The 24,649-nt window shown below is 45.0% G+C and carries 20 protein-coding genes; 10 read left to right on the top strand and 10 right to left on the bottom strand.

The window, feature by feature from the left end; genetic code table 11:
* Positions 1-117: 117 nt before the first annotated feature.
* Positions 118-441, top strand: coding sequence for a hypothetical protein (locus PSE6802_RS0100520; RefSeq protein ID WP_019498118.1), 324 nt, complete (start codon positions 118-120; stop codon positions 439-441).
* 25 nt (positions 442-466) lie between these two features.
* Entirely contained in the window at positions 467-1,918 is a 1,452-nt protein-coding gene (locus tag PSE6802_RS0100515) for a TldD/PmbA family protein (protein ID WP_019498117.1), read from the top strand.
* Between the two features lie 184 nt (positions 1,919-2,102).
* On the opposite strand, the gene PSE6802_RS0100510 is transcribed toward PSE6802_RS0100515, so the two are convergent.
* Positions 2,103-2,627 (bottom strand): GNAT family N-acetyltransferase, encoded by a 525-nt coding sequence (locus PSE6802_RS0100510; RefSeq protein WP_019498116.1) that lies wholly within the window; start codon positions 2,625-2,627, stop codon positions 2,103-2,105.
* Complete coding sequence (locus PSE6802_RS0100505) at positions 2,618-2,914, bottom strand: type II toxin-antitoxin system TacA family antitoxin (RefSeq protein WP_019498115.1); 297 nt, start codon at positions 2,912-2,914, stop codon at positions 2,618-2,620. Before PSE6802_RS0100505 ends, PSE6802_RS0100510 begins: the two co-directional genes overlap by 10 nt.
* Before the next feature lie 434 nt (positions 2,915-3,348).
* Between PSE6802_RS0100505 and PSE6802_RS0100500 the strand changes: the two genes are divergently transcribed.
* Entirely contained in the window at positions 3,349-4,158 is an 810-nt protein-coding gene (locus PSE6802_RS0100500; RefSeq protein WP_162139181.1) for a fatty acid desaturase, read from the top strand.
* On the opposite strand, the gene PSE6802_RS0100495 is transcribed toward PSE6802_RS0100500, so the two are convergent.
* Together PSE6802_RS0100495 and PSE6802_RS0100490 are read right to left on the bottom strand one after the other, a co-directional pair.
* Entirely contained in the window at positions 4,125-4,901 is a 777-nt protein-coding gene (locus tag PSE6802_RS0100495; protein ID WP_026102962.1) for a class II glutamine amidotransferase, read from the bottom strand. The genes PSE6802_RS0100500 and PSE6802_RS0100495 overlap by 34 nt on opposite strands.
* A gap of 104 nt (positions 4,902-5,005) precedes the next feature.
* Complete coding sequence (locus PSE6802_RS0100490; protein WP_019498112.1) at positions 5,006-5,365, bottom strand: YkgJ family cysteine cluster protein; 360 nt, start codon at positions 5,363-5,365, stop codon at positions 5,006-5,008.
* A gap of 213 nt (positions 5,366-5,578) precedes the next feature.
* On the opposite strand from PSE6802_RS0100490, the gene PSE6802_RS0100485 reads away from it, so the two are divergent.
* Positions 5,579-7,195, top strand: a complete 1,617-nt coding sequence (locus PSE6802_RS0100485) for a SagB/ThcOx family dehydrogenase (RefSeq protein WP_019498111.1) — start codon at positions 5,579-5,581, stop codon at positions 7,193-7,195.
* A gap of 5 nt (positions 7,196-7,200) precedes the next feature.
* On the opposite strand, the gene cysW is transcribed toward PSE6802_RS0100485, so the two are convergent.
* From cysW to PSE6802_RS0100470, 3 genes are read right to left on the bottom strand one after another with little or no spacing between them, the layout of a single operon-like run.
* Positions 7,201-8,058, bottom strand: a complete 858-nt coding sequence (gene cysW, locus PSE6802_RS0100480; protein ID WP_019498110.1) for a sulfate ABC transporter permease subunit CysW — start codon at positions 8,056-8,058, stop codon at positions 7,201-7,203.
* Complete coding sequence (cysT, locus tag PSE6802_RS0100475; protein WP_019498109.1) at positions 8,048-8,872, bottom strand: sulfate ABC transporter permease subunit CysT; 825 nt, start codon at positions 8,870-8,872, stop codon at positions 8,048-8,050. The genes cysW and cysT overlap by 11 nt, the downstream gene beginning before the upstream one ends.
* On the bottom strand, positions 8,872-9,225 hold the full coding sequence (locus PSE6802_RS0100470) for an NIL domain-containing protein (RefSeq protein WP_019498108.1): 354 nt from the start codon (positions 9,223-9,225) through the stop codon (positions 8,872-8,874). The genes cysT and PSE6802_RS0100470 overlap by 1 nt, the downstream gene beginning before the upstream one ends.
* A 66-nt stretch (positions 9,226-9,291) precedes the next feature.
* Between PSE6802_RS0100470 and PSE6802_RS0100465 the strand changes: the two genes are divergently transcribed.
* Positions 9,292-10,332: an IS630 family transposase gene (locus PSE6802_RS0100465; RefSeq protein ID WP_019498107.1), complete on the top strand. Its 1,041-nt coding sequence runs from the start codon at positions 9,292-9,294 to the stop codon at positions 10,330-10,332.
* A gap of 123 nt (positions 10,333-10,455) precedes the next feature.
* Here the strand turns inward: PSE6802_RS0100465 and PSE6802_RS0100460 are convergent, their stop codons facing one another.
* On the bottom strand, positions 10,456-11,541 hold the full coding sequence (locus tag PSE6802_RS0100460) for a sulfate ABC transporter substrate-binding protein (protein WP_019498106.1): 1,086 nt from the start codon (positions 11,539-11,541) through the stop codon (positions 10,456-10,458).
* Between the two features lie 238 nt (positions 11,542-11,779).
* Here PSE6802_RS0100460 and PSE6802_RS27190 point away from each other — a divergent pair, with 238 nt between their 5' ends.
* The 5 genes from PSE6802_RS27190 (at position 11,780) to PSE6802_RS30595 (ending at position 23,137) form a co-directional block, all read left to right on the top strand.
* The gene (locus PSE6802_RS27190; protein ID WP_019498105.1) at positions 11,780-12,712 is read left to right on the top strand and encodes a calcium-binding protein; all 933 of its coding nucleotides are present in this window, start codon (positions 11,780-11,782) and stop codon (positions 12,710-12,712) included.
* 56 nt (positions 12,713-12,768) lie between these two features.
* Positions 12,769-15,408: a tetratricopeptide repeat protein gene (locus PSE6802_RS0100450; RefSeq protein WP_019498104.1), complete on the top strand. Its 2,640-nt coding sequence runs from the start codon at positions 12,769-12,771 to the stop codon at positions 15,406-15,408.
* Between the two features lie 223 nt (positions 15,409-15,631).
* On the top strand, positions 15,632-18,184 hold the full coding sequence (locus PSE6802_RS0100445; protein WP_019498103.1) for a tetratricopeptide repeat protein: 2,553 nt from the start codon (positions 15,632-15,634) through the stop codon (positions 18,182-18,184).
* A 32-nt stretch (positions 18,185-18,216) separates the two neighbouring features.
* The gene (locus tag PSE6802_RS30600; protein ID WP_071592239.1) at positions 18,217-21,198 is read left to right on the top strand and encodes a glycosyltransferase; all 2,982 of its coding nucleotides are present in this window, start codon (positions 18,217-18,219) and stop codon (positions 21,196-21,198) included.
* A gap of 73 nt (positions 21,199-21,271) precedes the next feature.
* Entirely contained in the window at positions 21,272-23,137 is a 1,866-nt protein-coding gene (locus PSE6802_RS30595; RefSeq protein WP_019498101.1) for a class I SAM-dependent methyltransferase, read from the top strand.
* A 19-nt stretch (positions 23,138-23,156) separates the two neighbouring features.
* Here PSE6802_RS30595 and PSE6802_RS0100425 read toward each other — a convergent pair whose 3' ends face one another.
* Together PSE6802_RS0100425 and PSE6802_RS0100420 are read right to left on the bottom strand one after the other, a co-directional pair.
* Entirely contained in the window at positions 23,157-23,849 is a 693-nt protein-coding gene (locus PSE6802_RS0100425; RefSeq protein ID WP_019498100.1) for a hypothetical protein, read from the bottom strand.
* Positions 23,850-23,971: 122 nt separating this feature from the next.
* The gene (locus tag PSE6802_RS0100420; RefSeq protein ID WP_019498099.1) at positions 23,972-24,628 is read right to left on the bottom strand and encodes a Uma2 family endonuclease; all 657 of its coding nucleotides are present in this window, start codon (positions 24,626-24,628) and stop codon (positions 23,972-23,974) included.
* Between the last annotated feature and the right edge of the window lie 21 nt (positions 24,629-24,649).

Raw genomic sequence — 24,649 nt, 5'->3', positions numbered from 1 at the left:
AGCTATAGCATTTTGCAATAAAACTTATTATACTTACATAACAATTTACAAAACTAGCGATCGCGCTTAACCGAATACCCAATATAAATCTGTTAATTTTAATTCTGACTTTTAAAAATGCAAGTAGATATTGAATGGTCTAAGACTGAGAAAGCAATAGCAAAATTGGCTTTTGATAAGGCATACGAGCGAGAAATTAATGCTTTATTAGGTGAAGTTAGAGAAAAAGTAAGTGGCACTTTTACACTGCAAGACATGTGGAATCTACACGACTACTTAAGTGCTAAAAGGCATGATATAGATGGTAAGTACGATTACAGGTATTCAGTTCTCATCTTCGTTTTTGCTCAATTGGTGAGAGAAGGCTGGCTTAGCCTCAACGATCTAGATGGGCTTGATGAAAAAAAGCTAACTAGGGTAATAGCTCTCGTTAATATGTAATTAGTTCACAAAATACTGAGATTTAATGCTATTCGATCCTAAGCAAGCGCTAGAAGCCATCGATCTATCCGGCAAGCAAGCAGTTGAGTGGTTAGGACTGCGTGAGGTTCAGGAAACCAATACCTCACGTTACATCAGAGATGGTAAGCCTCAATCTAATAATCGTAGTAACACCCACGGTGTCATGGTGGAGGTGCTTGCCAACGGGCAGTTTGGTTATGCCAGTACGAATTGCCTCGATCGCTCCAGCATCCAAGCAGCGGCGGAGCGTGCCTGCCAACAGGCGATCGCTGCTTCTAAATGGGCGGTTCACAAATTCACGGCTGCCCAAAGACCGAAGGCTGTGGGGTCGTATCGTTCGCCATTTTTAAAGCCGATCTCCGCGCTCGCTGCCAGCGAAATTAACGATCTATTAATTGAAATTTGCCACGCGCTTAAGGTGTCGGACAAAATTGTCAAAACGACTGCCTATGCCGTTACCACTGAAACCGAAGTGAGGTTTGTCAGCAGTAATGGCTCCGATATCGAGCAAAAATTTCTCCTACTTGCCACCGACTTCGCTGCCACTGCCCAGGATGGCAGCATCGTGCAAAGACGGGGCGATAACGGTCAGCTTGCCCGCTGCCATCAAGCGGGCATGGAACTGCTTGATGGCCAGGTGGTTTTAAGTCGCGCTCGGCAGGTGGGCGAACAGGCGTTGGAACTACTGTCGGCGGAGGAATGTCCCAATACAACGACGGCGTTGGTGCTGGCTCCCGATCAAATGCTGCTCCAGATCCATGAAAGTATCGGGCATCCCCTCGAAATCGATCGCATTTTGGGTGACGAGCGCAACTATGCTGGCAGCAGCTTTGTCAAGCTTTCCGACTTTGGCACCTTGCAGTACGGCTCTGAGTTAATGAATGTCACCTTCGATCCTACGGTGTCGGGGGAATATGCCAGCTATGCCTTTGATGATGTGGGAATGGCGGCAACTAGGGAGTATTTGATTAAAGATGGTTTGCTCCTGCGCGGTTTGGGTAGCTATGAGAGTCAGGCGCGATCGCAAATTGCTGGCGTAGCAAATGCCAGAGCGTGCTCGTGGAATCGACCCGCCATCGATCGCATGGCAAATATTAACCTGGAGCCGCATACAAGCACGCTTGACGAGATGATTGGCTCGGTCGAGCATGGAGTTTACATGCACTCCAATCGCTCCTGGTCGATCGACGACTATCGCAATAAGTTTCAGTTTGGTTGCGAATATGCCCAATTAATTGAGAATGGCAAAATTACAAAAACCTTACGCAATCCCAACTATCGCGGTATTACCAACCAGTTCTGGCGGAGTTTGACCAAAGTAGGCGATCGCTCGACTGTGGAAGCATACGGCTCGCCATACTGCGGTAAAGGCGAACCCAATCAAGTAATTCGCGTCGGTCATGCCTCGCCAATCTGTCTATTTGAGAATATTGAAGTATTTGGCGGTGCTGCCTAGGGGCTTGCAGTTAAATCTTAGCAACGTGCAAGTCATACCCCTCCCTCTTTCACTTGACCGTATAATGGCTGGGCTAACCGGACGGCGATAATGCTTGCGACCTAGCAGATAACCCATGCTCCGTTCCGGTTCAGCGCCCGAACGCTCGACAATCAATCGAATCCCTAGAAACACCGAAGCACTGTCAGGCTTGCAAACCAAGTGAAGCATGAGCATCGTTAACTTTCACCATAAGTGTCATTGGATCGAGAGGTGAAGCAGCAAAACCGCACTTCTCATAAAACTGCTTCGCATCCTCCGAGATGGCATGTACTAGAATCGCACGTATTCCTGCAATTTCGGCAGCTTGCAGAGTACGAAGAATTGCATCTCGCAGTAGAGCACGCCCGATACCTTTACCTTGCCAGTGACTATCAACCGCTAGTCGTCCAATCACCATAACTGGAATCGGATCGGGCATATTACGCCGAACTCGACCTGTTGCAGCAGTTTGTGCCACTGCTCCATTGGCAAGACAGTAGTACGCAACAACTACCTTGCCAGTGCAGAGTACATACGTGCGTGAAGCCCCCTCTAACTCATTTTTCAGGGCACGGTGCTTCAGCCAGTTATCTAGTTGACCGTTCCCTGAGTCAAAGCTTTCAATCCAATGTGACGAATTCAGTTTTTCGGGCGGGTAAAGCTTATCTCGATCTTGACTTAGTCCCACGGAGCCTTGGTTGTTAGCAATGTGTGTAACTTCTCATCTTGCGTAGGTGGCGCATCCAGCAACGCGACAAACTGCTTAAACTTAAGTTCATCTAACCCGAAGAAACTCCTGTCTAGAAGAACGTCTTGGGCTTTCTGATAAGATGACTCAAGCATAAACTCTGAACGGCTCTTGCCCTGCACTTCAGCCGCACGATCGATTACATCTCGTTGGCTTTGTTTAGCTCGGATATTGATTGTGACATCGCGGGTCCGGCTAACTGACCCTTCACAGGCTGAGTCGTACATAGCGCTTACCTCTTTAAATAAGAGACTCCTCTAATATAAATAATATAAAGGCTTTGTATACACAATGTCAACACATGTCTGATTTTTTTGACACCGGCTACAGTTAAACGCAAGTCAGTCGATCGCCTTAGCCATATCACAGTGGCATTCTGAACTTAATCCAGATGTCCGTTCAGCCACTCCCCTCACCGATAACCTAGCTAGCTAACTCCCGTTCGTAAACCTTTTGGGAGATATTTATGAAGTTTTATTGCTTTTCGTGAAGTTTTGTAATATTTTGAACTTTGAACCAGGAGAGAAACCTCTTCGTTTCAAACTCGTGCCAATTTGAAAAGCGATCGACGAAACTCGCCTGATGCCTCCAGTTGAGAAGTTGTTAAATATCCAAATTAGGGCGACATGGCGATCGCGCTCGATAGTATATGCGAAGGGGGATGATGAATTTGAAAAGCCAGCCCTATGATTGTAGCGCGATCGCAGGAATTTCCATTGCTCTGTTAATTTTATTTTCGTGGACGGTCAGCTTAGTCTTGCTCCTCTTAATCGATACATCCAGGATAACGATTTGGGAAGTAGCTGTGGCCGTTTTCGCTCGTACTTTCTTGCACACTGGCTTATTTATCACAGCCCACGATGCCATGCACGGAACTGTGTTGCCCAAAAATCGTAAGATAAACGATTTAATTGGTTCGATTGCGACAGCGGTTTACGCGCTTCTATCTTACCAAGCCCTGGCGAAGAAACATCGCCTGCACCATCGTTACCCAGCCAGCGCTGACGATCCAGATTTTTGTGAAAGCGATCGCGGCAACAACCATATCGATCCTGAGAAAGACATTCAAAATGGTCTATGGCCCTGGTATTTCAAGTTTATGCAAGGATATCTACATGGGAAGCAACTTTGGATTGTACTCGTTGGCATCGCGAGCGTTTTTTCTATCTTAAGCATGGGCTGTCATATTGCCAGCAGCAATTTAATCCTGTTTTGGATTCTGCCGATGTTATGCAGTTCAATTCAATTATTTTACTTTGGCACTTTCTTGCCGCATAGACAACTGGACAAAGGTTTCGACGATCGCCATCGAGCTAGAAGCTCTAATTACAACAGGTTCTGGTCGTTTATTACTTGCTACCACTTTGGTTATCATTGGGAGCACCATGAAAACCCGCACCTGCCCTGGTACAAACTTCCATCTTCCAGATTGAAATATCAGGCTCTCAGATTGAGAGGCGAACCATCTTGAAATACTAACAGTTCGCCAGGTTGGAGCGATATCCAGGCTTCGTTATCGGTTAATGAGGTGGTAGCAACGATCGCTACTCGATCGCTTGGTGTGGTTAGTTCTTGAAAATCCACCGTGATATCTTCATCAATCAGATGAGCTGCTGCAAACGGAGCTTGACGCAGAATATAGCAGAGTTTGGTGGAACAATGAGCAAAAAAGTGTTCGCCATCAGACAGTAAATAGTTGAAGATGCCATGACTGGCGATCGCTTGGGTAATTTCTTGCAAGACAGGATACAACTCCTTGATGGTGGGCTTGCGATCGGGAAACTGCTGCCGCATGCGATTGAGGAGCAGGCAAAATGCTTGCTCGCTGTCGGTTTGTCCCACAGGGCGGTAAAAACCATCGCGATCGAACTGTAAAGTTGGTAGATCGCCGTTGTGAGCAAACACCCAATAGCGCCCCCACAACTCCCGCTGAAATGGGTGGCAGTTATCTAATCCCACTGGCCCAATTGTGGCTTTGCGAATGTGCGCGATCGCGTTCGTGGATTTAATCGGGTATTGTCGGATGAATGCAGCGACTGGGGATAGGCTAGAAGGCTTATCATCCAGAAATACGCGACACCCTAAGCCTTCAAAAAAGGCGATACCCCATCCATCTTTATGGTCGTCTGTTTTACCACCACGCGCGCAAAACCCCTCAAATGAGAAGCAAATATCCGTGGGTACGTTACAGTTCATCCCCAGCAACTGACACATGATGCCTCACCGTACGTCCTTTCAAACTCACATCACAAATTGTAATGTGTAATCTACGAGCTTGCCTGGCAAGAAGCCCGTGAAGGCTTTGCGAGATCGGAGCGCTATAGAGACCGCAAACCTACTGCTTGCTCAAAGCGGATTTGTTCTAAAGAGCGATCGCCGTAGACTGCCTCAATTTGTTCGTGGCAACATTGAATGGCAAAATCATTTAATTCTTCAGGTTCAATGCCATACATATCTGCAAATATCTCAGGCTCGACACGGCAAAAGCGCGGGCGCGAGTCGTAGATCCGGCATAGGCGCGTGGCGCGCTCGAAGTTAACGCACCAACCATCCACGCCCACCATGCTCAAATAAAGAGCCAATTCTTCATCGGTCAGATACTCTTCAAGATCCGGGCGATCGTCGGGGGCAAGATGGCAACATGCGCCACAATTTTTAATACATTGCCAAGTTGCCATATATAGCGTTTTTTAATTGAGAACGGGTTTTATGTTTGGGGTAAAGGGGTTTCACCCCTGCTTGGGGGCGCAGCCCCCATCCCCCTAATCCTTCCGATCTGAAAACCGCTATAGCTACGCCGATCGGGACTATAATTTTATCACCCCACCGCTATCAAACATAAGTCGGTCACCTCCGTCATCTAGATCTGTCATCCAGAATGACTCCTCACCATGCCAGACACATCAGCCTCCAGAGCATCGATCGCTCAGCACTATCACGAACGTACCAAGTACGCCCCCGAAACTATAGCCGCTCACAATCGCGGCTTAGATTGGAGTACTCAGCCCCAACCCTATAAAGAGTATAAACTCGGTAAGGTTTACGATCTCAAAACCTATCTCAATGAAGAAATTCAAGTGGATCGCGACGGTCTATTGACTAGCAGGTGGCGGCGCTTGTCGCACCTGCTCTTTTGCAGTTATGGACTAACAGCAAGGGTTCAAACCATGACGGGGGAAGCAATTTTTCTGCGGGCAGCACCGTCAGCCGGGGGACTGTATCCGGCGGAAGTATACCTGATCTCGGGTGGTACGCCAATTTTGCCAGCGGGGTTGTACAACTATCAGCCCCAGTCCCATTCTCTTATCCATTTTTGGGAGGACAACAGCGTTTGGAGTACTTTTAAACAAGCCTGTCTGGGCAATCCGATCGTAGAGAGCACGCGCATGGCGATCGTTACTACTGCCATCTTCTTTAGATCGGCATGGCGCTATCAAGATCGAGCCTATCGTCGTATTTGTCTAGACACAGGCCATTTATTAGGCAATATCGAACTAGCCTGCGCGCTCAATGGGTTTCGTCCTTATCTGATTGGGGGGTTTGACGACGAGGCGGTCAATCAATTACTTTATCTTGATGTATCGCAGGAAGGCGCGATCGCAATCGTTCCCCTCACGGATGTGACGGAAGATGAGGACGATATCCCAGCAACTGCATCTTCTGCGGTTTCTTCGCAGACAATTACGGAATATCCGCGCATTCCCGACGGTCAGCTTTTAGAATTTCTTCATCTTGCCACTCAGATTTATCCCGAACCATCAGAAACTGCTTTAGAGCCAGATGCGTCGCGATCGCTACTAGATCCAGAGTCAGGTACATCAAAGACCAACGCACCAGATCCAGATACATCCGATCGCTCCGACAAATATAACTTCCCTTTCTGTACGAAGATATCTACAGTCTCGCCACCCATTGATTGGGGCGAGCAACTAGAAGGTTTAGAAAATAGCATTTTGCGGCGACGCTCTACCCGTGCTTATAGCGGCGCTCATCTAGATTTAGGCGAACTGAATGCCCTATTGGATTTCACCTATCACCCCCATCACTATGGGATGCAGGGTCTATCTCCGCATCCCGATTATTTCGACCTCAGTCTGATCGAGACTTTCATTGCGGTCTCCGCCGTAACTGGTTTGGAAGAGGGATGTTATTACTACGCTCCCAAAGCACAGGAACTGCGCCAGATTCGTTTCAAAAATTTCAAGCAAGAGTTGCATTATCTCTGCTTGGGACAAGATCTAGGCCGCGATGCTGCTGTCGTTCTATTTCACACTGCCGATCTCAATAAAGCAGTGGCTAAATATGGCGATCGCGTCTACCGCTATTTGCACATGGATGCGGGGCATTTGGGACAGCGGTTAAATCTCGCCGCGATTCACCTGGGGCTGGGAGCCAGTGGCATCGGAGGGTTCTTCGACGATCGAGTCAATGAGGTTCTGGGTATTCCAGTCGATGAAGCCGTGGTTTACATCACAACCCTAGGAAGGCCAGCCTACTCGTACGCATAGTTGATTCAAGATCTGGAGTGATGCGTGCGTCGTTCCAGGATTTCCTTTAATACCAGAGTAACTAATGCCAGCAACCCCAGTACTAAAGATGCCGCAAATGCCTCTTGAGATTGGTAGTTTTTGTAGGCTTCCTCCACATATAGAGGTAGGGTTTGCGTCTCGCCTGCAATACCCCCCGATACCACTGAGACTGCGCCAAATTCTCCCATGGCTCTGGCATTGGTGAGGAGAAGACCGTAAAGTAACCCCCAGCGAATATTGGGTAGGGTGACGCGCCAAAAGATTTGCCAATCGCTGGCACCCAAAGTTTTAGCTGCTTCTTCTTCAGCACTACCGATTTCTTCTAACACGGGGATTACCTCGCGAGCTACAAACGGCATAGTCACGAATGCACTGGCCAGAATGATGGCGGGCAGGGCAAAAATTACTTTGAAGTTAGCCTGCTGCAAGAATGGCCCCAACCATCCCACCCTGCCGTATAACATGACGAGCATTAGACCTGCAACCACGGGAGAGATGGAGAAAGGTAAGTCGATAATACTGATCAGCAAAGTTTTGCCCCGAAACTGATTGCGGGCAATTACCCAAGCAGCACACAGTCCAAAAATGGTGTTAAGCGGTAGAGCGACCGCTGCCACAATTAATGTCAGTCGTGCGGCACTCAGGAAATCTTCTGTTGTCAATGCTTTGAAGAAGGGACCGACACCTTTGGAAAATGCTACAACTACAACATTGAGGACGGGGAAAAGCAGTACTAAACCGAGATAGAGAACGGCGATCGCGATCAGTGCAAATTTGACCCAATAGCCCGAGTCGCGAGTTTTACTGCGATCGGAAACAGCAGAAATAGATTCAGAAACCATACTTTTGTCCCCATCGCTGTAGGAAATTAATAATCAAGATCATTACTAACGAAATTGCCAGCAATACCGCGCCAATAACTGTAGCACCGACATAGTCATATTCCTCCAGTCGTTGAAAAATCAAGACGGGAGCGATCAAATCCTTAAAGGGCAAGTTCGCAGCGATAATTACAATCGAACCAAATTCACCCACGGCTCTAGAAAAACCCAGGACTACCCCTGTAAGGATGGCAGGAATCAACGGCGGCAAAATCACGCGCCAGAAAGTCTGCCATTTGGTAGCTCCCAAACTCCAGGCGGCTTCTTCTATTTCTTTCTCCATCTCTTGCAGAACGGGCTGAAGCGTCCGCACCACAAATGGTAGGGAAATAAACACCATTGCAATGAACACGCCAAGGCGAGTGAAGGCAATTTTGATGCCAAATGGGGCGAATAAGGCACCAATCCAGCCATCGGGCCTGTAAACCGTAGCTAGGGTAATACCTGCTACAGCAGTTGGGAGAGCGAACGGCAGATCGACTGCCGCATCTATAATCTTTTTGCCTGGGAAACTGTAGCGCACCAGTACCCACGCTAAAAGCGTACCAAATAAGCCATTGAGCAGTGCGGCAAATAAGGCCGTTACAAACGTAACATCGTAGGTTGACAGCGCTACCGGACTGGAGACAATTTTCCAAAACTCTTCTGGTGGCGCGGTAGCAGCTTTGAGAATCAAAGCTGCTATTGGGATCAACAGCATGAAGATCAAGTAGACCCAGGTGACAATCCAGGCATAGGGAATTTTGCGCTGTTTAGTGTCGTACGATATTGTCATTACCATCCCTCATGGCGATCGGAAGTATTTTGGTGCCAAAATTCTACATCAAGTTCATTTAAGTAGTTTAAGGCACTGCGGATTTGTCGATTCGTACCTTGCAGTTCTAAATTAAACCAACCATCCTCCTGTTTATTCTCACCCAATAGAGCTGCTGTAATATTTACAGTTACGCCGTACTTAGAGATGAGATGAGAAATTACTGGTTCCTGATGATAGTCTTTAGCAATACGAACGGTGATATTAGCACGAGTAGGTCTTGTGTCGTCTGAGTCAACATCGCTTGAATTAGCGATCGCATCTTCCGAGCCATATCCAGAAAACGAGCAATTGTATTGAGTTTCAGCAAACATTTTATTGCTCCGGCAATGAAAAAGAAAGCATAGGATAATAGAAGTAAAGGCACAAGGAGGTTTGACATGGATAAACCAGATGGCCGACACCTATCGATAGAGACGCAAAATTACCTTCGACAGCAAGCGATCCGGTTGCGAGAACAAGGGAAACGAGTATGTGATATTAGTGAGTACCTGGGGATTCATCGTAACACGATTACGGAGTGGTGGTGGGCGTATCAAGATTACGGAGAAGCAGCCCTGTTTCAGCAGCGACGAGGACGAGAGGTAGGGGAAGGGCGCAGTTTAAGTGCCTCAGAGGAAACAACGATTGAAGCAATGCTGCGGGGACACAGCCCGGAGGAATACCAGATCGAGAGCGCCTTGTGGAGTAGACGAGCCGTAAAAGCCTTAATCGAGCAAGAATTAGGTGTGGAGATGCCAATCCGCACAGTGGGGGAATACCTCAAACGATGGGGCTACAGCCCCCAGAAGCCGATCGAACGTGCCTATGAGCAAGACCCCGCTGCCGTGAAACACTGGTTACAGGAAGAATATCCCGCGATTGAGCAACGGGCACAAGCAGAAGGTGCCGAAATCGAGTGGGGAGATGAATCGGGACTCAGTTCTGATGAGTATGGGGGGCGAGGTTATGCACCCAAGGGGCATCCCCCTGAAATTCGTCCTAGTAAACGCGAGCGGACACGGTTGAATTTCATTGCTAGCATCAGTAATCAAGGCACGATTCAATTTATGCTTTACACCTGTACCTTGACAGCCCCAGTATTTATTGAATTTCTGCAACGGTTGATTGACAAGCGTTCAAGCAAACTGTTTTGGATCGTGGATCGCCATCCCGTCCATCGAGAGCGCCCCGTGCAGCAATGGTTAGAACAGCACTCCCAGGAGATCGAGTTATTTTATTTGCCTTCCTATGCGCCGCAGTTGAATCCAGTAGAGTATTTCAATGGTGATGTGAAACAGGGAGTTCACGCCAAACCTCTGACGCGAAACCTGGGTCAATTAAAACATAGATTGCTATCTCAACTGCAGAAATTGCAGAGATTGCCTGCCCACATTAGGAGTTACTTTAAGCATCCATCTATTATTTATGCTGCTCTATAGATTGCATTCTATTTTATTGCCAAGGCAATAATTCTCCTGAAGTATGTTTATCTTTTACAGTTCTTAGAGAATATATGTAGTAAGGTGGGCACTGCCCACCCTAGCTTTGGAATTACTTAGGAATTACTTACCTAAGCTGGCTTGAATTCGATCGAAAACGGCTCCTTTCGCAAAGAATTGCTTCTCAATACCATCCCAACCACCAAAGTCTTTAACTGTCAGCAGTTTCTCTATTTTGGGGAACCGATCTTTATTTTCACTTTCCACTTCTGGCAGGACAGATCTAAACCCAAGTGCAGTAAACTCCCGTTGGGCAGGTGCGGTGAATAAAAACTCGGCAAAAGCTTTGGCTACTGCCTCTGTACCGTGTTTTTTGACATTGGTATCGACTACGGTGGCTGGCGTATCAATTGAGATATTTACATTGGTCGGCACGACAAATGGAATTTTTTTGCCTTCTTTCTCCGCCAGGATGACTTCATTCTCATAATTGAGCAGGAGATCGCCCTGACCTTGCTTAGCGAAAACTTCCGTAGCCTCGCGAGCATCTTTAGCCAGGACTTTGGCGTTTTGATAGAACTTTTGGACGAATTCTTGGGCTTTGCCATCATCCTTAAGTTTTTCTCTAGCCGCACCGTAAACCGCCAGGAAATTCCATTTCGCTACACCTGAAGTCTTGGGATTGGCCGTAATTATCTCAACTCCAGGCTTAACTACATCATCCCAAGACTTAATGCCTTTGGGATTGCCATCGCGATAGGATAGCGCCACTACCGATTTGGTCACAATGGAGTCATTGGGTAACTCTTTTTGCCATCCTTCGTCTATCAAGCCTGCTTTTTGCAGCTTATTAACATCTCCTTCTAATGCTAGATTTACCACATCAGCTTCCAAACCATCAATAATGGCTCGGGTTTGCGCCCCCGAGCCGCCATAGCTTTCTTTGACAGTTACCTTCTGTCCAGTTTTCTGTTCCCACTCTGCTACAAACAAGGGAATAATTTTGGCATAGGCGGCTTTAGTTACCGCATAGGAAACGAGCGTGATTTTGGCTTCTTTGGGGCTGCTGGAGCGAACGGTTGGGGAAGATTGGTCGGCTGGGGAAGATTGGTTTGCTTGGGGGCCACAGGCGGCGATCGCCGCCGCAAGAAACAGTCCCACGCCAAACAAGCTAAGCCACTTCCTGAAATTTCGCCAAACCAGGTGCATAATTAAACTCCGATAATCCTATCTACTTACTGTAGATTAACCATACAGGATTTGGGTAAGCTTGACAAGAGTGGAGATCTTTGAACCTTTGAACCAAATTTCACGAAAAATGAGTCTATAAACACATGAATTCTTAACTAGAAAAGCAATCAACCTGCTCTTTTGGTTGAAAAATGGGTTGCAGTAACCTAAAATACTTAAACTTGTCCCGTTATTGATATTAGGAGTGAGGGGCTAAATGTCATTAATAACCGATACAACTCAGCCAGGTTCATCAGTAACCAACAGCCAAAATGGACTGGACATCCAAGGTACTGATGGGAACGATCGCCTAAATGGCAGCAGTGGGAACGACAGTATTAACCTTTTAGCTGGTAACGATTTCCTGGATGCAGATGAAGGAGACGATACTGTTAGTGCTGGGGATGGGGATGATTCTGTATGGGGATCTACTGGAAATGACACCATTACGGGCGAACAGGGCAATGACTCTTTGCAAGGCAACGCGGGGAATGATTCAATTGACGGCGGGGATGGCAGCGATACGCTTTATGGCGGACAAGACAGCGATACATTGGATGGTGGTGCTGGTGACGATCTGGTCTTTGGCAATAGGGGTAATGATTCGGTCAGTGGCGGAAGCGGAAATGATAGCGTCTACGGCGGTCAGGGTGATGACACGGTAGAAGGTGGTGCTGGCAACGATCTAGTCTCAGGTGACAGGAACAATGATGTGGTCAGCGGTGGAGAGGGCAGCGATACTGTTTTGGGTGGAGAGGGCAATGACACGCTCTCAGGAGATAGCGGTAATGATGTTCTAACTGGCGGGTCTGGTGCAGATGCCTTTAGCTTTGGTGGGGCTACTGCTACGAGTCTCGCGCAGCTAGGTCTGGATACATTGACAGATTTCAATATTACTGAGGGAGACAAAATTAGACTCGACAAGCAAATCTTTTTTGGTACCGATATAGCACGAGCGCTGACCGCTGATGACTTGCAAGCTGGCACTCCTGATGTTGCCGGAACTAGTGCGGCAAAACTAATCTACGATCCTACGACTGGATTGCTGTACTCCAATGCCGATAGCTTACCTGGTAACGAAACTGCCTTTGCTCAGTTGCCAACTGGTTTAGATACGCAAGCATTGTTGGGAGCGCTGGAAATGTTTTAGGCTCGCCAGCCATGTAGTTCAGTAGAGTAGGTAAAAGTTAACAGAACTGCTCGGATATGAAAGCTAAAGGGACGCAGATCGACTTAGTCAAGGAGTCCTTAGTTAGCGGCAATTATACTCAAGCCTTGATGCTATGTCAGCAAATCTTGGCAGAGCGCCCGAACTGGGCGATCGCCTATCAGTACATGGGTGAGGCTCTGTCCGCGCAGGGCAAAGTAGAAGATGCGATCGATGCCTATGGTAGAGCGATCGCTATTCAGCCTGACTTAGCCGAAGCACATGCTTATTTAGCCGATTTGTACAGCCAGATCGAGTGCCTGCCGGAGGCAATCGCGCACTACCAGCTAGCATTAAAGGTACGTCCCGATTGGGCAGCGCTACATCACAACTTAGGTAATGCCCTTTACAAACAGCAGGAATTGGGCAAGGCAGTAAATAGTTATCAGCGCGCGATCGCGATCGCGCCGAACTATACCAAGGCGATTTACAACCTGGGCGTAGTTCTGGAGCAACAAGGTAGGCTAGATGCAGCGATCGTCGCCTACGAACGGGTTATCGATCTGCAGCCGGAGCACCTCAATGCCCGCTCTAATTTGGGTTGCTTGCTGATCCAGCAGGCGAAATTTCAAGAAGCGGTGCGGGTATTTCATGATGCCCTAGCGCTTAGTGCGGGGTGGGCAACACTGCATAATAATCTGGGGCGGGCGCTGTTAGGACTGAAGCAAATCGGAGCGGCGATCGCGGCTTTTAGTCGTGCGATTCAGTTACAGCCCGATATGGCGATCGCGCGCCAAAATCTCGGTCAAGCTTGGCAATTGGCTGGCTATCACGACCAAGCTGTAGCGAGTTTCCAGTCTGCGATCGCACTAGATCCCGATTGTAAAGAAGCTTATGCCAGATGCGCGGCTTCTGCGATCGCGATGCAAAAGTTAGATCTAGCATTCTCTTACCTGCAAGCGGGACTACATGTCAGCGATGCGGATCGTGAATTTGTGTTGAGTTACTGTCGTTCTAACGATCTCAGCGATCGTGCAGATGAGATGGACTGCGCCCGCGCCGCTTGCGCCAGGTTTCTAGAAATTCTCCAGCAAAATCCACAATCAGACCAATTAGTTGCCCGCCATCAGATGTATCGGCAGCTTGGAGCAATTTATCGACATTTTGGCAACATTTACTTTGATAGTGGCGATCCTGGAGGAGCGGAAAGTTATTATCGCCAGGCACTTCAGATTTATCCAGATACTTTTCAACTATATGAGAAATTGGGTGATTGTTTAGTCAAACAAAAACGCCTCGATGATGGGGCGATCGCCTATCAGATGGCATTGTCACGCTCGAATTCTCCCACGCTTCTATATAAATTGGGTTGGACATTGGAGCAGTTACAGCAGTTCGAGCAGGCGATCGCTTGTTACGAAAGTGTTTGGCAAATGGATAGTACCAATATAGATGGTTGGGAGCAGGATATCGATGCCGAGAGCCAGGATATTAAGGGAATCTACCTTGATGTCACGCATTGGTTAGAGGGGAGATCGCCGTTGTCGCCACCAGCCGATATGACACCCATCCCACCGCGCAAAGTGTGTGGCGGGCTAAATTGCCATTCCTGTCTGCGCGAAGTTTGCCAGTGGTTTGCACCTTGGCATTTAGGCAATGGCATTTATCGCTGTGCCGAGCAAAAGCTGCATCCATATGCTGTCCCCAATCGAGTCCCTTATGTGGAGCAGATTCCCAGAGGGAAAGCCTGGAGCGTGCCGCATAAAAGTTATTGGCAAGTGTGCAACGCGATCGCCACGCTAACCGCCGATAATTATTTGCTAGCGGATCTATCGCGCGACTATCCAGGGCAACTGCCAATTTGTCAGGGATACGATCCATCGCAGCATCTTATCTTCTGGCAAACGGCCTTGCCACCACTCGAATTTATTTCAGGCAAGGTGGCAGTGCTGTCGGGTTTATCTGGTAATGTCTACTTTCACTGGATGGTAGATATTCTGCCGCGTTTGGAGATTTTGCGACGATGTGGCGTAGATTGGGCGGAGATCGATTGGTTTGTCGTTAATAGTTGCAGTTCTGCCTTTCAGTCGCAAACCTTGGAAATTCTGGGCGTACCAGCGCCGAAAATTATCGAAAGCGATCGCCAGCCCTACATTCAAGCCGAGCAATTAATCGTGCCGTCGTTTGCCGGATATTTGGGGTGGCTGAGCGACTGGGCTTTGGAATTTTTGCGTCAAGCGTTTATCCCACCCGCCTTAGCCCTTGCAGACAGGCATTATCCCGAACGCATCTATGTCAGCCGCGAGCGGGCCAAGTTTCGGAAAATTTTCAACGAAGCCGAGGTGATGCAAGTTCTCAGTCAGCATGGGTTTGTCTCCGTGGTACTGGAATCCATGAGTTTTTTAGAGCAGGTTGCTATGTTTGCTCGTGCCAAAGCGATCGTTGCGCCCCACGGCAGCGGACTCACTAACATTGCTTTTTGCCATGCTGGGACGCAAATAGTAGAGATTTTTTCACCCCATTATGTCAGACAATATTTTTGGACGATTAGCCAGCAGCTACAACTCCAGCATTACTACTTGTTGGGTAAAGAATTTAACAGCTATCCCCTTCTGCAACTTATGTATCCTAGCCCGCTTACCGAAGATATTCTGGTTAATTTAAATGAGTTACACAAAATTATGGAGTTAATCGAGTGATGTGCGCAAAAAATATACCGATAATTTTAGGTGCGTAGGGGTAGCGACCTCTTGCCTGCCCTGTAAGGATTTAGCATTTGCGCGACCATCTTGGCATCAAACACAAGAATTTATGGCAAATGCTAGCCCCCTGCACCAACCCCCAACCTCCAACTCCCAACCCTACCTGCCCTAAATCTCACGGCAATGTCCTGTAATCATTCATAGAAATAGCAATTTGCATATGTCCCTCAATAATAATTTTGAACAACGGATAGCGCAGCTAAGACAACCACAGGAGTTAATGCAGTTAGCTGATACTCTATTAGCTGAGGGACAGATCGAGCGAGCAATCGATTGCTATCGTGCCTGCATTGAGAGGGATAATAATCTTGCCGATGCCTATCTCAAACTGGCAAAGATTTTGCAGCAGCAGGGAAAAGTTGCCGAGGCAGCAGGTTTATATCGCCAGGCAAGTACTGTAAAAAATAAAAATCTGCTCCATAAAGAACGCGCTATAGAAAATGGGAGGAATGGTGCGAGCAAGGGAGTTAGTAAAGAAGAAAAAACATCCGCAGATTTGCGATCGCGAGAATCTCCCACTCTTGCAAATCCAGAGACATTTGATGTGGGAATAGAGTCTTTAATTCAACAAGCTGAGACATATTTGCGGCAGGGTAACGCTCAAAACGCGATCGCTACTTGTCAGAAAGCACTACAGATAAATTCCCAATCTGCACAGTGCCTTAAACTCATGGGTAATGCTCTGACTGTGCAGAAGCAGATCTCAGAAGCTTTGCGGTACTACGTTAGGGCGTTAGAGATCGAACCAAGTTTTGCGGAGGTACATGCTAATTTAGGAAGTCTGTATGCCCAACAGCAGAATTGGGAACAGGCTATATCTCATTATCAACGCGCGATCGCTCTAAAACCGAACTTTAGCGGCGCGTATCGCAATCTTGACAAAATTTTCACGCAACTCGGTAAGTTTGCCGAAGCTGCCGAGTGCAGGTTCAAAGCTTTGCAGTTGGAACCCAAGCGAGCAAAACCAGCGGACTTAAACGATGTTGGCAATATTTTATGGCGACACGGTAAGGCGGATGCAGCGATCGCCGCCTATCGGCAAGCCATTCAAATAGATTCTCGCTATATGGCTGCCTACTTCAATCTTGCGGCTGTACTCAGTCAACTGGGACAGTTAGATGCCTCTAATCAATGCTACCGTAAAGCACTTGAGTTGAGAATGAGTCAGCCTGACATAACTCTGATCGAGGGTCAGGAGAATTCTCCACCAGCGCTGCGAAAAGAAGTCGTACCTCCCCCTCAAAAAGCAACTCCCACACTTAAACCAGATGCATCTCTCCATTTAGCAGAGTTTTATCTATCCAAACAGCAATACGATCTGGCAATAGACCTTTGTCAAGATGGGGTTCATCGCTCTGACTATACTCCACACCAGCGATCGCAAGCATGGCGGATTTTAGGGGCAGCGGCCCAAGCCACTGGTAAGCCTGGTGATGCCGAGCGTTATTACCAAAAAGCACTACAGCTACAATCTAATTCCGCTGTTCTGCACGATTGCCTGGGCAGTCTGCATGCTGCTCGACAGCAATGGCCGCAAGCAGTTACAGCTTTTCAAACCGCAATAAAAATCGATCCGCAGTTTGCCCCTGCATATCGCCATTTAGCTGAGATATGGATGCAGTTAGGGAAGTGGAATGAGGGGGCTGAGTACTGGTATCGTGCCTTCCAACTAGAGCCAGGTTGGGCGACTGCTAGGGAGTATCTCAATCTAGGGAATATGCTACTGCAACAGGGAAAATTGGAGAAAACAGTAAATTCTTACCAAAGAGCCATTCAGGTCGATCCCGATCTCTGGCAAGCTCATCACAATCTGGGCGAAATCGCTACAAGTCAACAAGATTGGGAAAATGCGATCGCTTCATACGATCGAGCCGTCAAAGCTAACCCCAAAAGTGCTGCTTCCTATGGTGGTATGGGTAAGGTGTTTTCAGCCCAAGGTAACTATGAGAAGGCAATATCTAGCTACCGTCAAGCCATCTCCGTTGATGTCAATTACCTACCTGCCTATGATGGCATGGGTGAAATTTTTGCCGCACAGGAGGATTGGGAAGCAGCGATCGACTGTTATCAGGAGATTGTCGAGCAATATCCCGATCGCTCTGACATCCAGCATAAACTAGGCGATCTCTTGACTCGGAATGCTTGTTATGAAGACGCAGTTGAGGCTTATGGCAATGCGATCGCCATTAATCCTCGCTATTCCTGGTCTCACAATAATCTCGGCGATGCGCTTAGTAAACTAGAGGAATGGGAAGCAGCAGCAGATGCCTACAGTCGGGCGATCTCGCTAAATCCCGATTTCGTTTGGTCGCATTACAATTTGGGCGAAGCTTTGTCGCATTCAGGCGAGTGGGAGGGAGCGATCGCAGCTTATCGTAATGCTCTGAGGATACAACCAGATTTACCCTACACCCAGCATAAGCTCGGTCATGTGCTGAAGCAACGTGCCAATCGGGACTTACAGGAAGCTTTGGCCTGTTACCGCAAGGCAATTCAAGAAAATCCCGACGAGTTGCAGAACTACCACAAGGCATTAGATATCAAACCCGATGATGCCGATCTTTACGTCGGTCTGGCAAATGCACTGGCTAGACAAAGCAATGATGATGGGGCAATCGTGTTTTATCAGATCGCATTGCAATTTAAGCCGGAGTTGCATGACCCACGCACTCAGATGGAGAGAGTAAAAAAAAACTCCCTTATGAAGCACTGAATACTTACCTTCCACACTCATTCACGCTAACAGTGCCATGCAGCGATTGTCCTCTAGTCTCTATTATCATTCCTGTATATAACAAAATAGAATACACGTGGAACTGTCTCAAATCTTTAGCAAAGAACTTGAGCCGAGATATACCTGTTGAAATCATTGTAGTTGATGATGCCTCTATCGATCAGACAGCCAAAATCTTGGAGAAAGTTGAAGGATTGATTCTGATCCGCAATCTAAACAATATGGGTTTCCTGCGTTCGTGTAACCAAGCAATTAGCAAAGCAAATGGAGAGTATATATGTTTGCTAAATAACGATACAGAAATTTATCCCAACTGGTTAGAAAGCTTAGTGGAGGTACTGAAGTCTAACGATCGAGTAGGTGCGGTAGGATCTAAGCTAGTTTACCCTAGTGGCATATTACAGGAAGCTGGTGGAATTATCTGGAGTGATGCGACTGGATGTAATTATGGTAGAAATTCAAATCCTAATGCTCCCGAATATAACTATCTTAGACCAGTTGATTACTGTTCGGGTGCAAGTTTACTAGTAAGAAATAGTATTTTTAAGGCTAACAATGGTTTCGATCGATTATTTGCACCAGCTTATTATGAAGATACCGATCTGTGCTTCTTCATTCGGCACAACCTTGGCCTAAATGTCGTTTATCAACCCAAATCTCAAGTAATCCATTACGAAGGAGCCACTTCTGGCACTGATATGACATGTGGTGTGAAATCCTATCAAACCATTAATGCTACAAAATTTGCAAAGAAGTGGCAAAAAGTTTTAGAAGACTGTTTTGAGAACAATCCTTTCAATCTATCTCCGGCATCGAGAAGACTTATAGGGGAACAGACTATTTTAGTGATTGACAGTTATGTTCCTCAATATGATAAGGAATCAGGCTCAAAACGTTTATTCCAACTAATTGAAATTTTTAAGCGACTGAATTTTCACATCATTTTTGCACCTGATAATTGCTTCCCTGAACAACCCTATACCTCAGACTTGCAAGAGCTAGGGGTTGAGGTTTTATATATTTGTGAAAGTTACTGTACTCCTTTAGAGAAACAAATTGAGAGTAGGCTTGAACTCCTCAATTTTGCGTGGATTTGTCGACCAGAACTCAATAAAAAATACACACCGCTACTTCGTCAAAACCCCAGCATAAAGATCATCTACGATACGGTTGACTTACACTACGTAAGGTTAAGAAGAGCTTGGGAGTTAATGCCTGAGGATATACATAAAGCTACCGCGAAAAGGTTGTGGCAGCAAATGCAAGTTCTAGAGTTAGAGATGGCTGAACAAGCCGATCTAGTCGTAACTGTTTCTCAAGATGAACAAGAATTACTAATTCAGCAATCTACCTCTCCAATAGCAGTTATCCCAAATATCCATAAATTCTATCCAGGTGCGAAACCACCCTTCGATCTTCGTACTGATATTTTATTTATAGGAAGTTACAATCATCCGCCCAATGTAGATGCTGTTACATGGTTATGTAAATCTATTATGCCGCTTGTATGGGAAGCTTTACCTGAGGTGAAAGTAACACTACTAGGAAGCAATCCACCTCAAGAGGTACAAAGATTAGCAAGCGGCAGAGTAAGTATCATAGGCTATGTTAGGGATATTAATCCATATTTCCTCAATCATAGGGTGTTTGTCGCTCCACTACGTTACGGAGCAGGGATGAAGGGGAAAGTCGGACAAAGCCTTGAGTATGGACTACCGATAGTCTCAACATCAATCGGGATTGAAGGAATGGGGTTAACTCATGAGCAAAATGCATTAGTAGCAGATACAGTCAGTGATTTCGCCAAACAAATTCTTCGACTATACAAAAATAGAGACTTATGGGAACACCTCGCGCAAAATTCAGAAAGCACGATCGCATGTTTTTCAATGGAGTCCACGCAAAAAAGTTTGGAGAGTCTGTTTAGACAATTAGATAATAAGATAGTGTTAGTGGGTGAGAACAACTTCGAAATTGGGCTTGAGTGTACCATTGCCAGAGATAATAAAGATCGTAGTGTACAAACTAACATACGATCCAGACCAAAATCATTTCCAAAATTACTAAGTGAATCCCTAATACTAAATTTCTTTTCAGACACACAACTGAAAAGCAACGGTCTCGTTTTGGATTTTCCATATTATGAGGTCGAAAGCCTAGGTGAATATAAAGACTACGAGCAAAAAATGGAACGCACTTTCCAGAAGCGTCGGCAGCTAGAAAAACTACTGTCTTTATCTGGTAAACCATTTAAGTTCAAAGGATACCATTTTTTACTTAACAAATATGTAGACTACGAAGTTGATTTTAACTACAGCTATTTAGATTTTGAAGGGGTAAGATTGCCAAACTTCCGTGAAACGTGTGTTTGTTCAGAATCAAAACTAAACAACAGACTGCGAGGATTACTTCGACTAATTAATTACAAAGGACTATGGAATTTGCTGACAAAAGGAAACGTCTATATGACAGAATGCATAACTCCCTTCTATCAGTATCTAATCGATCTAAACCCTTATATGGTAGGGAGTGAATTTCTGGGTGAAGCTATTCCTTTGGGAAGCCAGAAAGATGGCGTTAGAAATGAAGATATCACAAATCTATCTTTCTCTGACTCAATGTTTGATGTTTTAATTTCTAATGATATTTTGGAACATGTTCCATCATACAATAAAGCTTATGCAGAAGTTTACAGAGTTCTCAAGCCAGGAGGTTATTTATTTTTAACAGTACCGTTTGATTCCAATAGGCAAGAGCATTTAATTCGGGCGACTGTAAATCAGGATGGATCGATTAATCATATAGAGCCTCCTGAGTATCATGGTAATCCACTAAATTTAGATGAAGGGATATTATGTTTCCAAATCTTTGGCTGGCAACTCTTAGATGAACTAAAAGAAGCAGGATTTCAATCTGCAAAGACAGTTTTTTACTGGTCTTACCTTCACGGATTTTTAGGTGATAACTTAGCAATCGTTTATGCTAAGAAATAACAAAAGTTAAACAATTATTTATCGAAATAAAATATTCTGGCTTGAATGTTATCCCAAACTTACCTTAAATTTTATGTCATATAGTGAAAAAATCCAACAGGAAATTGAGTATTATAAAGAGGTCGCAAATGTTCATGATTTACCTCCAATCTTTCATTATTGGTCGCATAATTATTTACTTCCTCGACTCAATTCACTTGGCTTTAGTAACCTTCAAAATTTCTATATAAGCTATATAGAACAGGTTGCGGTGCAAGATCCAACATCAACCTGTACAATCTTAAGTTTAGGTGCTGGCAATTGCGATACAGAAATAGCTTTAGCCCTGGCACTTCTAAAGAAAAATATTACTAACTTTACCTTTACCTGCATAGATATTAACCATCATATGCTGGAAAGAGCTAAACAACTTATTTTAGAATACCACTTACTATCTCAATTTGATTTTATAGAAACTGATATTAATAGCTGGGAAGTTAACGAGAAGTATCAAATCATTATTGCTAATCAAAGTCTGCACCATTTTGTAAATTTAGAGATCTTGTTTGACAAAATCTATGTCGCATTAGATGATTTAGGATTTTTTTTAAGTCATGATATGATTGGTAGGAACGGGCATATGTACTGGCCTGAAGCATTAGAAATCTTACTTCCATTATGGTCTGTATTAGAAGACAGACACAAGTGGAACCACCTACTAAATCGATTTGAATTTATCTATGAAAATTGGGATTGCTCTGTAGAGGGGTTTGAGGGTATTCGCTCGCAAGATATCTTACCACTGCTTTTAAAAAAATTTAAGTTTGATAGTTTTTTAGGTTTTGCAAACTTAATCAACGTTTTTATAGATCGCTGTTTCGGACATAATTTCAAAGTTGACAATCCCCATGATTGCTACTTTATAGATTTTGTTGCTCGTTTGGATAATTATTACATCGAAATTGGCAAAATAAAACCTACACAAATGATAGCAGCTATGACTAAGGTAAGTGTATCAAGAACTAAGATTTACAAACATCTAACTCCAGAATTTTGCGTACGCCTACCTGATGTAACGTCAAATGGATTATGCACAAATAATAATTTTCTAGAGCGACCTAAAATTGTAGGAGTATGTCCCTTCCCAGAAGGTCACTTCTACTCCCCGATTGTTAACATCGAGGACGTAAAAAAATCTAGAGATAAAATTTGGATGTCTAAGCCTGAGGTTTTGGGGATTGATTTTAATGATTTAAGTCACAAAACCTTACTATCTGAAGTATTTCCGAAGTATCTAGCCAATTATGATTACCCATCTGAAAAACAGGATAAAGCCATTTACCATACAAATAATCCCCAGTTTGGATGGCTTGATTCCCGAGTTCTTTTCGCAATGCTACGCTATCTAAGCCCACAGCGCATGATTGAAGTTGGTTCTGGTTATTCCTCATTGTTAATTGCGGATGTAAATTGTCGCTTTCTTAAAAGTCAACTGGAATTTATCTGTATAGAACCATATCCTCCTAGTTTTTTATTAGAAGATATACTCTTTCAAGGTATTAGCTGTCTTATTCAGGAGAAAGTTGAAGATCTCCCAGTATCTACGTTTGCAAACTTGAAAAGTGGTGATGTTTTGTTTATTGACTCCTCTCATGTAAGTAAAACAGGAAGTGATGTAAATTACCTATATTTTGAAATCTTGCCGCGCTTGAGCGAAGGCGTGTTTATTCACATTCATGACATTTTCCTTCCTAGAGACTATCCCGAACAATGGATTATTGAAGAACGGAGGAGTTGGAATGAGCAATACCTTGTACGAGCTCTTTTAACATACTCGTATAATTTTGATATAGTTTTTAGTTGTTCTTATGCGGCTTTTAAGTATCCTGAGTTAGTTAGGCATTTACTCAGAGGTGAGTTATATAGTGGAGGGAGTTTGTGGCTAAGGAAAAAATATTGAATTTGTCTGGGGAATAGAATTAAGAAAGATTCCAATACCTTATAAACTCTGAAGAGTGTCTAATATCGCTGAGCAATTGCATACGCTGCGCTACTTCTTTCCCAATTGTAATCAAGCGATCGGGTTCGCGTTTTAAGTAGGTGAGATAGGCAACTCTAACAAAACTTTTACCATCAAGAACATATGTTAGTCTCGCAAAGCATCGATCGCTAAGTCGAAAAGGTGAAAAGCTTGACAGAACTATAATGAGAATGTTGGTGGCAAGTTTGTTAGGCAAGTATAGAAATGGAAATAAAAGATTTCTTTTTTTCTTGCGAGAAACCCACAAAAAACGGTATTCGGGCGACTCGCGAACTCTTTCGAGAAATTGGGCTCGAGCATTGATTCCCTCATCAATATGTGGAAGTATGAGATGCTCTGGCTCGCGTCTTAGATAAACCTTGTAGGTAGCTCTCGTGAAATCTTTACTGCTAAGGCTTTGGGTAGCCTGAATAAAAAATTCATCCGTGAATTCATGCGGATTAAGCATTACTAGCGAATCGATCAGCATTTCGCTAGCAGGCTGCTGTTGTACGTAACCTGCACCCAAACCATGTAGGTCTTTAGTTTGGTTATCTACCCAATGATTTATTCTAGAAGTAACATCTATTCCAGTCAATGGGTCAGTATTCTTTTTAGATTCAATATTATGAAAATCGTCTTTGCTAGGCATAGCATACTCCTTTACTGAATTAAATACGGCATAAGTTAAACTCCTCACTTTGCGCAGATGTCAGATATTACTCTTATTACCTTGACTCACAACTACCTTGTAATTGCTTAAGTTATTCCTTCTTAATTTCTATTTAGGTGTTGAATTTGCTCTCGAATCCAAGCTCGAAAAGATTTCATTGTTTTATTTCTTCCTTCAGTTTTACTTGTCTCCAAGTATCGAGGGATCGCTTCCCCTACAGAAATATTTGGAAAATGAAAGCTACTGTTTGACTGAATATATTTGGTATCTTGCAATATATTAATTTCGAGCTTTTTGCCATTGAAGCGCCACAGTTCGCGAACGCCAAGCTTCTCGTAATTATCTAACTTTGTTCGAGAAGTAAGAGCGATCTCAATTGCTAGATCGGGAGGCGGATCTGATTCTAGATCGATCCTGTCCTTACCGCGAACGCGGGCTTCATTCTCTATATAGAAACAGTCGTCAGCTTCCAAACCAGCATTCATCAGCTCTCGTTTGAACGTAGTAGAACCTAGACTCCAAAACTCAATATCCAGTTCTTCCAGGATAATCTCTACAAAGTTACCAATAATTACCTTACTCACTTCATGCTCTGGTAGAGATGACATAATTTCCAGTATTCCTTGACTGTAATTAATCCGTGCCGTACGATGTTCGCCCAACTCGTCTAAAATTTGCTCGTACATCTGCCAACTGACATCTTTCATCAGTAATTTCTCGCCAGAGGGAACAACTATTTGCTTTAGTGCGACCTGCATAGATTTGCTCCTTAGATTTTA

This window comes from Pseudanabaena sp. PCC 6802 (genome assembly GCF_000332175.1).
GTDB lineage: Bacteria > Cyanobacteriota > Cyanobacteriia > Pseudanabaenales > Pseudanabaenaceae > PCC-6802.
This window is presented reverse-complemented; position numbering and strand designations above follow the sequence as displayed.

Coding starts and splice junctions, on each gene's coding strand:
- PSE6802_RS0100520 (WP_019498118.1), top strand. CDS start 118: ATGCAAGTAGATATTGAATGGTCTAAGACTGAGAAAGCAATAGCAAAA.
- PSE6802_RS0100515 (WP_019498117.1), top strand. CDS start 467: ATGCTATTCGATCCTAAGCAAGCGCTAGAAGCCATCGATCTATCCGGC.
- PSE6802_RS0100505 (WP_019498115.1), bottom strand. CDS start 2,914: ATGTACGACTCAGCCTGTGAAGGGTCAGTTAGCCGGACCCGCGATGTC.
- PSE6802_RS0100500 (WP_162139181.1), top strand. CDS start 3,349: ATGATGAATTTGAAAAGCCAGCCCTATGATTGTAGCGCGATCGCAGGA.
- PSE6802_RS0100495 (WP_026102962.1), bottom strand. CDS start 4,901: ATGTGTCAGTTGCTGGGGATGAACTGTAACGTACCCACGGATATTTGC.
- PSE6802_RS0100490 (WP_019498112.1), bottom strand. CDS start 5,365: ATGGCAACTTGGCAATGTATTAAAAATTGTGGCGCATGTTGCCATCTT.
- PSE6802_RS0100485 (WP_019498111.1), top strand. CDS start 5,579: ATGCCAGACACATCAGCCTCCAGAGCATCGATCGCTCAGCACTATCAC.
- cysW (WP_019498110.1), bottom strand. CDS start 8,058: ATGGTTTCTGAATCTATTTCTGCTGTTTCCGATCGCAGTAAAACTCGC.
- cysT (WP_019498109.1), bottom strand. CDS start 8,872: ATGACAATATCGTACGACACTAAACAGCGCAAAATTCCCTATGCCTGG.
- PSE6802_RS0100470 (WP_019498108.1), bottom strand. CDS start 9,225: ATGTTTGCTGAAACTCAATACAATTGCTCGTTTTCTGGATATGGCTCG.
- PSE6802_RS0100465 (WP_019498107.1), top strand. CDS start 9,292: ATGGATAAACCAGATGGCCGACACCTATCGATAGAGACGCAAAATTAC.
- PSE6802_RS0100460 (WP_019498106.1), bottom strand. CDS start 11,541: ATGCACCTGGTTTGGCGAAATTTCAGGAAGTGGCTTAGCTTGTTTGGC.
- PSE6802_RS27190 (WP_019498105.1), top strand. CDS start 11,780: ATGTCATTAATAACCGATACAACTCAGCCAGGTTCATCAGTAACCAAC.
- PSE6802_RS0100450 (WP_019498104.1), top strand. CDS start 12,769: ATGAAAGCTAAAGGGACGCAGATCGACTTAGTCAAGGAGTCCTTAGTT.
- PSE6802_RS0100445 (WP_019498103.1), top strand. CDS start 15,632: ATGTCCCTCAATAATAATTTTGAACAACGGATAGCGCAGCTAAGACAA.
- PSE6802_RS30595 (WP_019498101.1), top strand. CDS start 21,272: ATGTCATATAGTGAAAAAATCCAACAGGAAATTGAGTATTATAAAGAG.
- PSE6802_RS0100425 (WP_019498100.1), bottom strand. CDS start 23,849: ATGCCTAGCAAAGACGATTTTCATAATATTGAATCTAAAAAGAATACT.
- PSE6802_RS0100420 (WP_019498099.1), bottom strand. CDS start 24,628: ATGCAGGTCGCACTAAAGCAAATAGTTGTTCCCTCTGGCGAGAAATTA.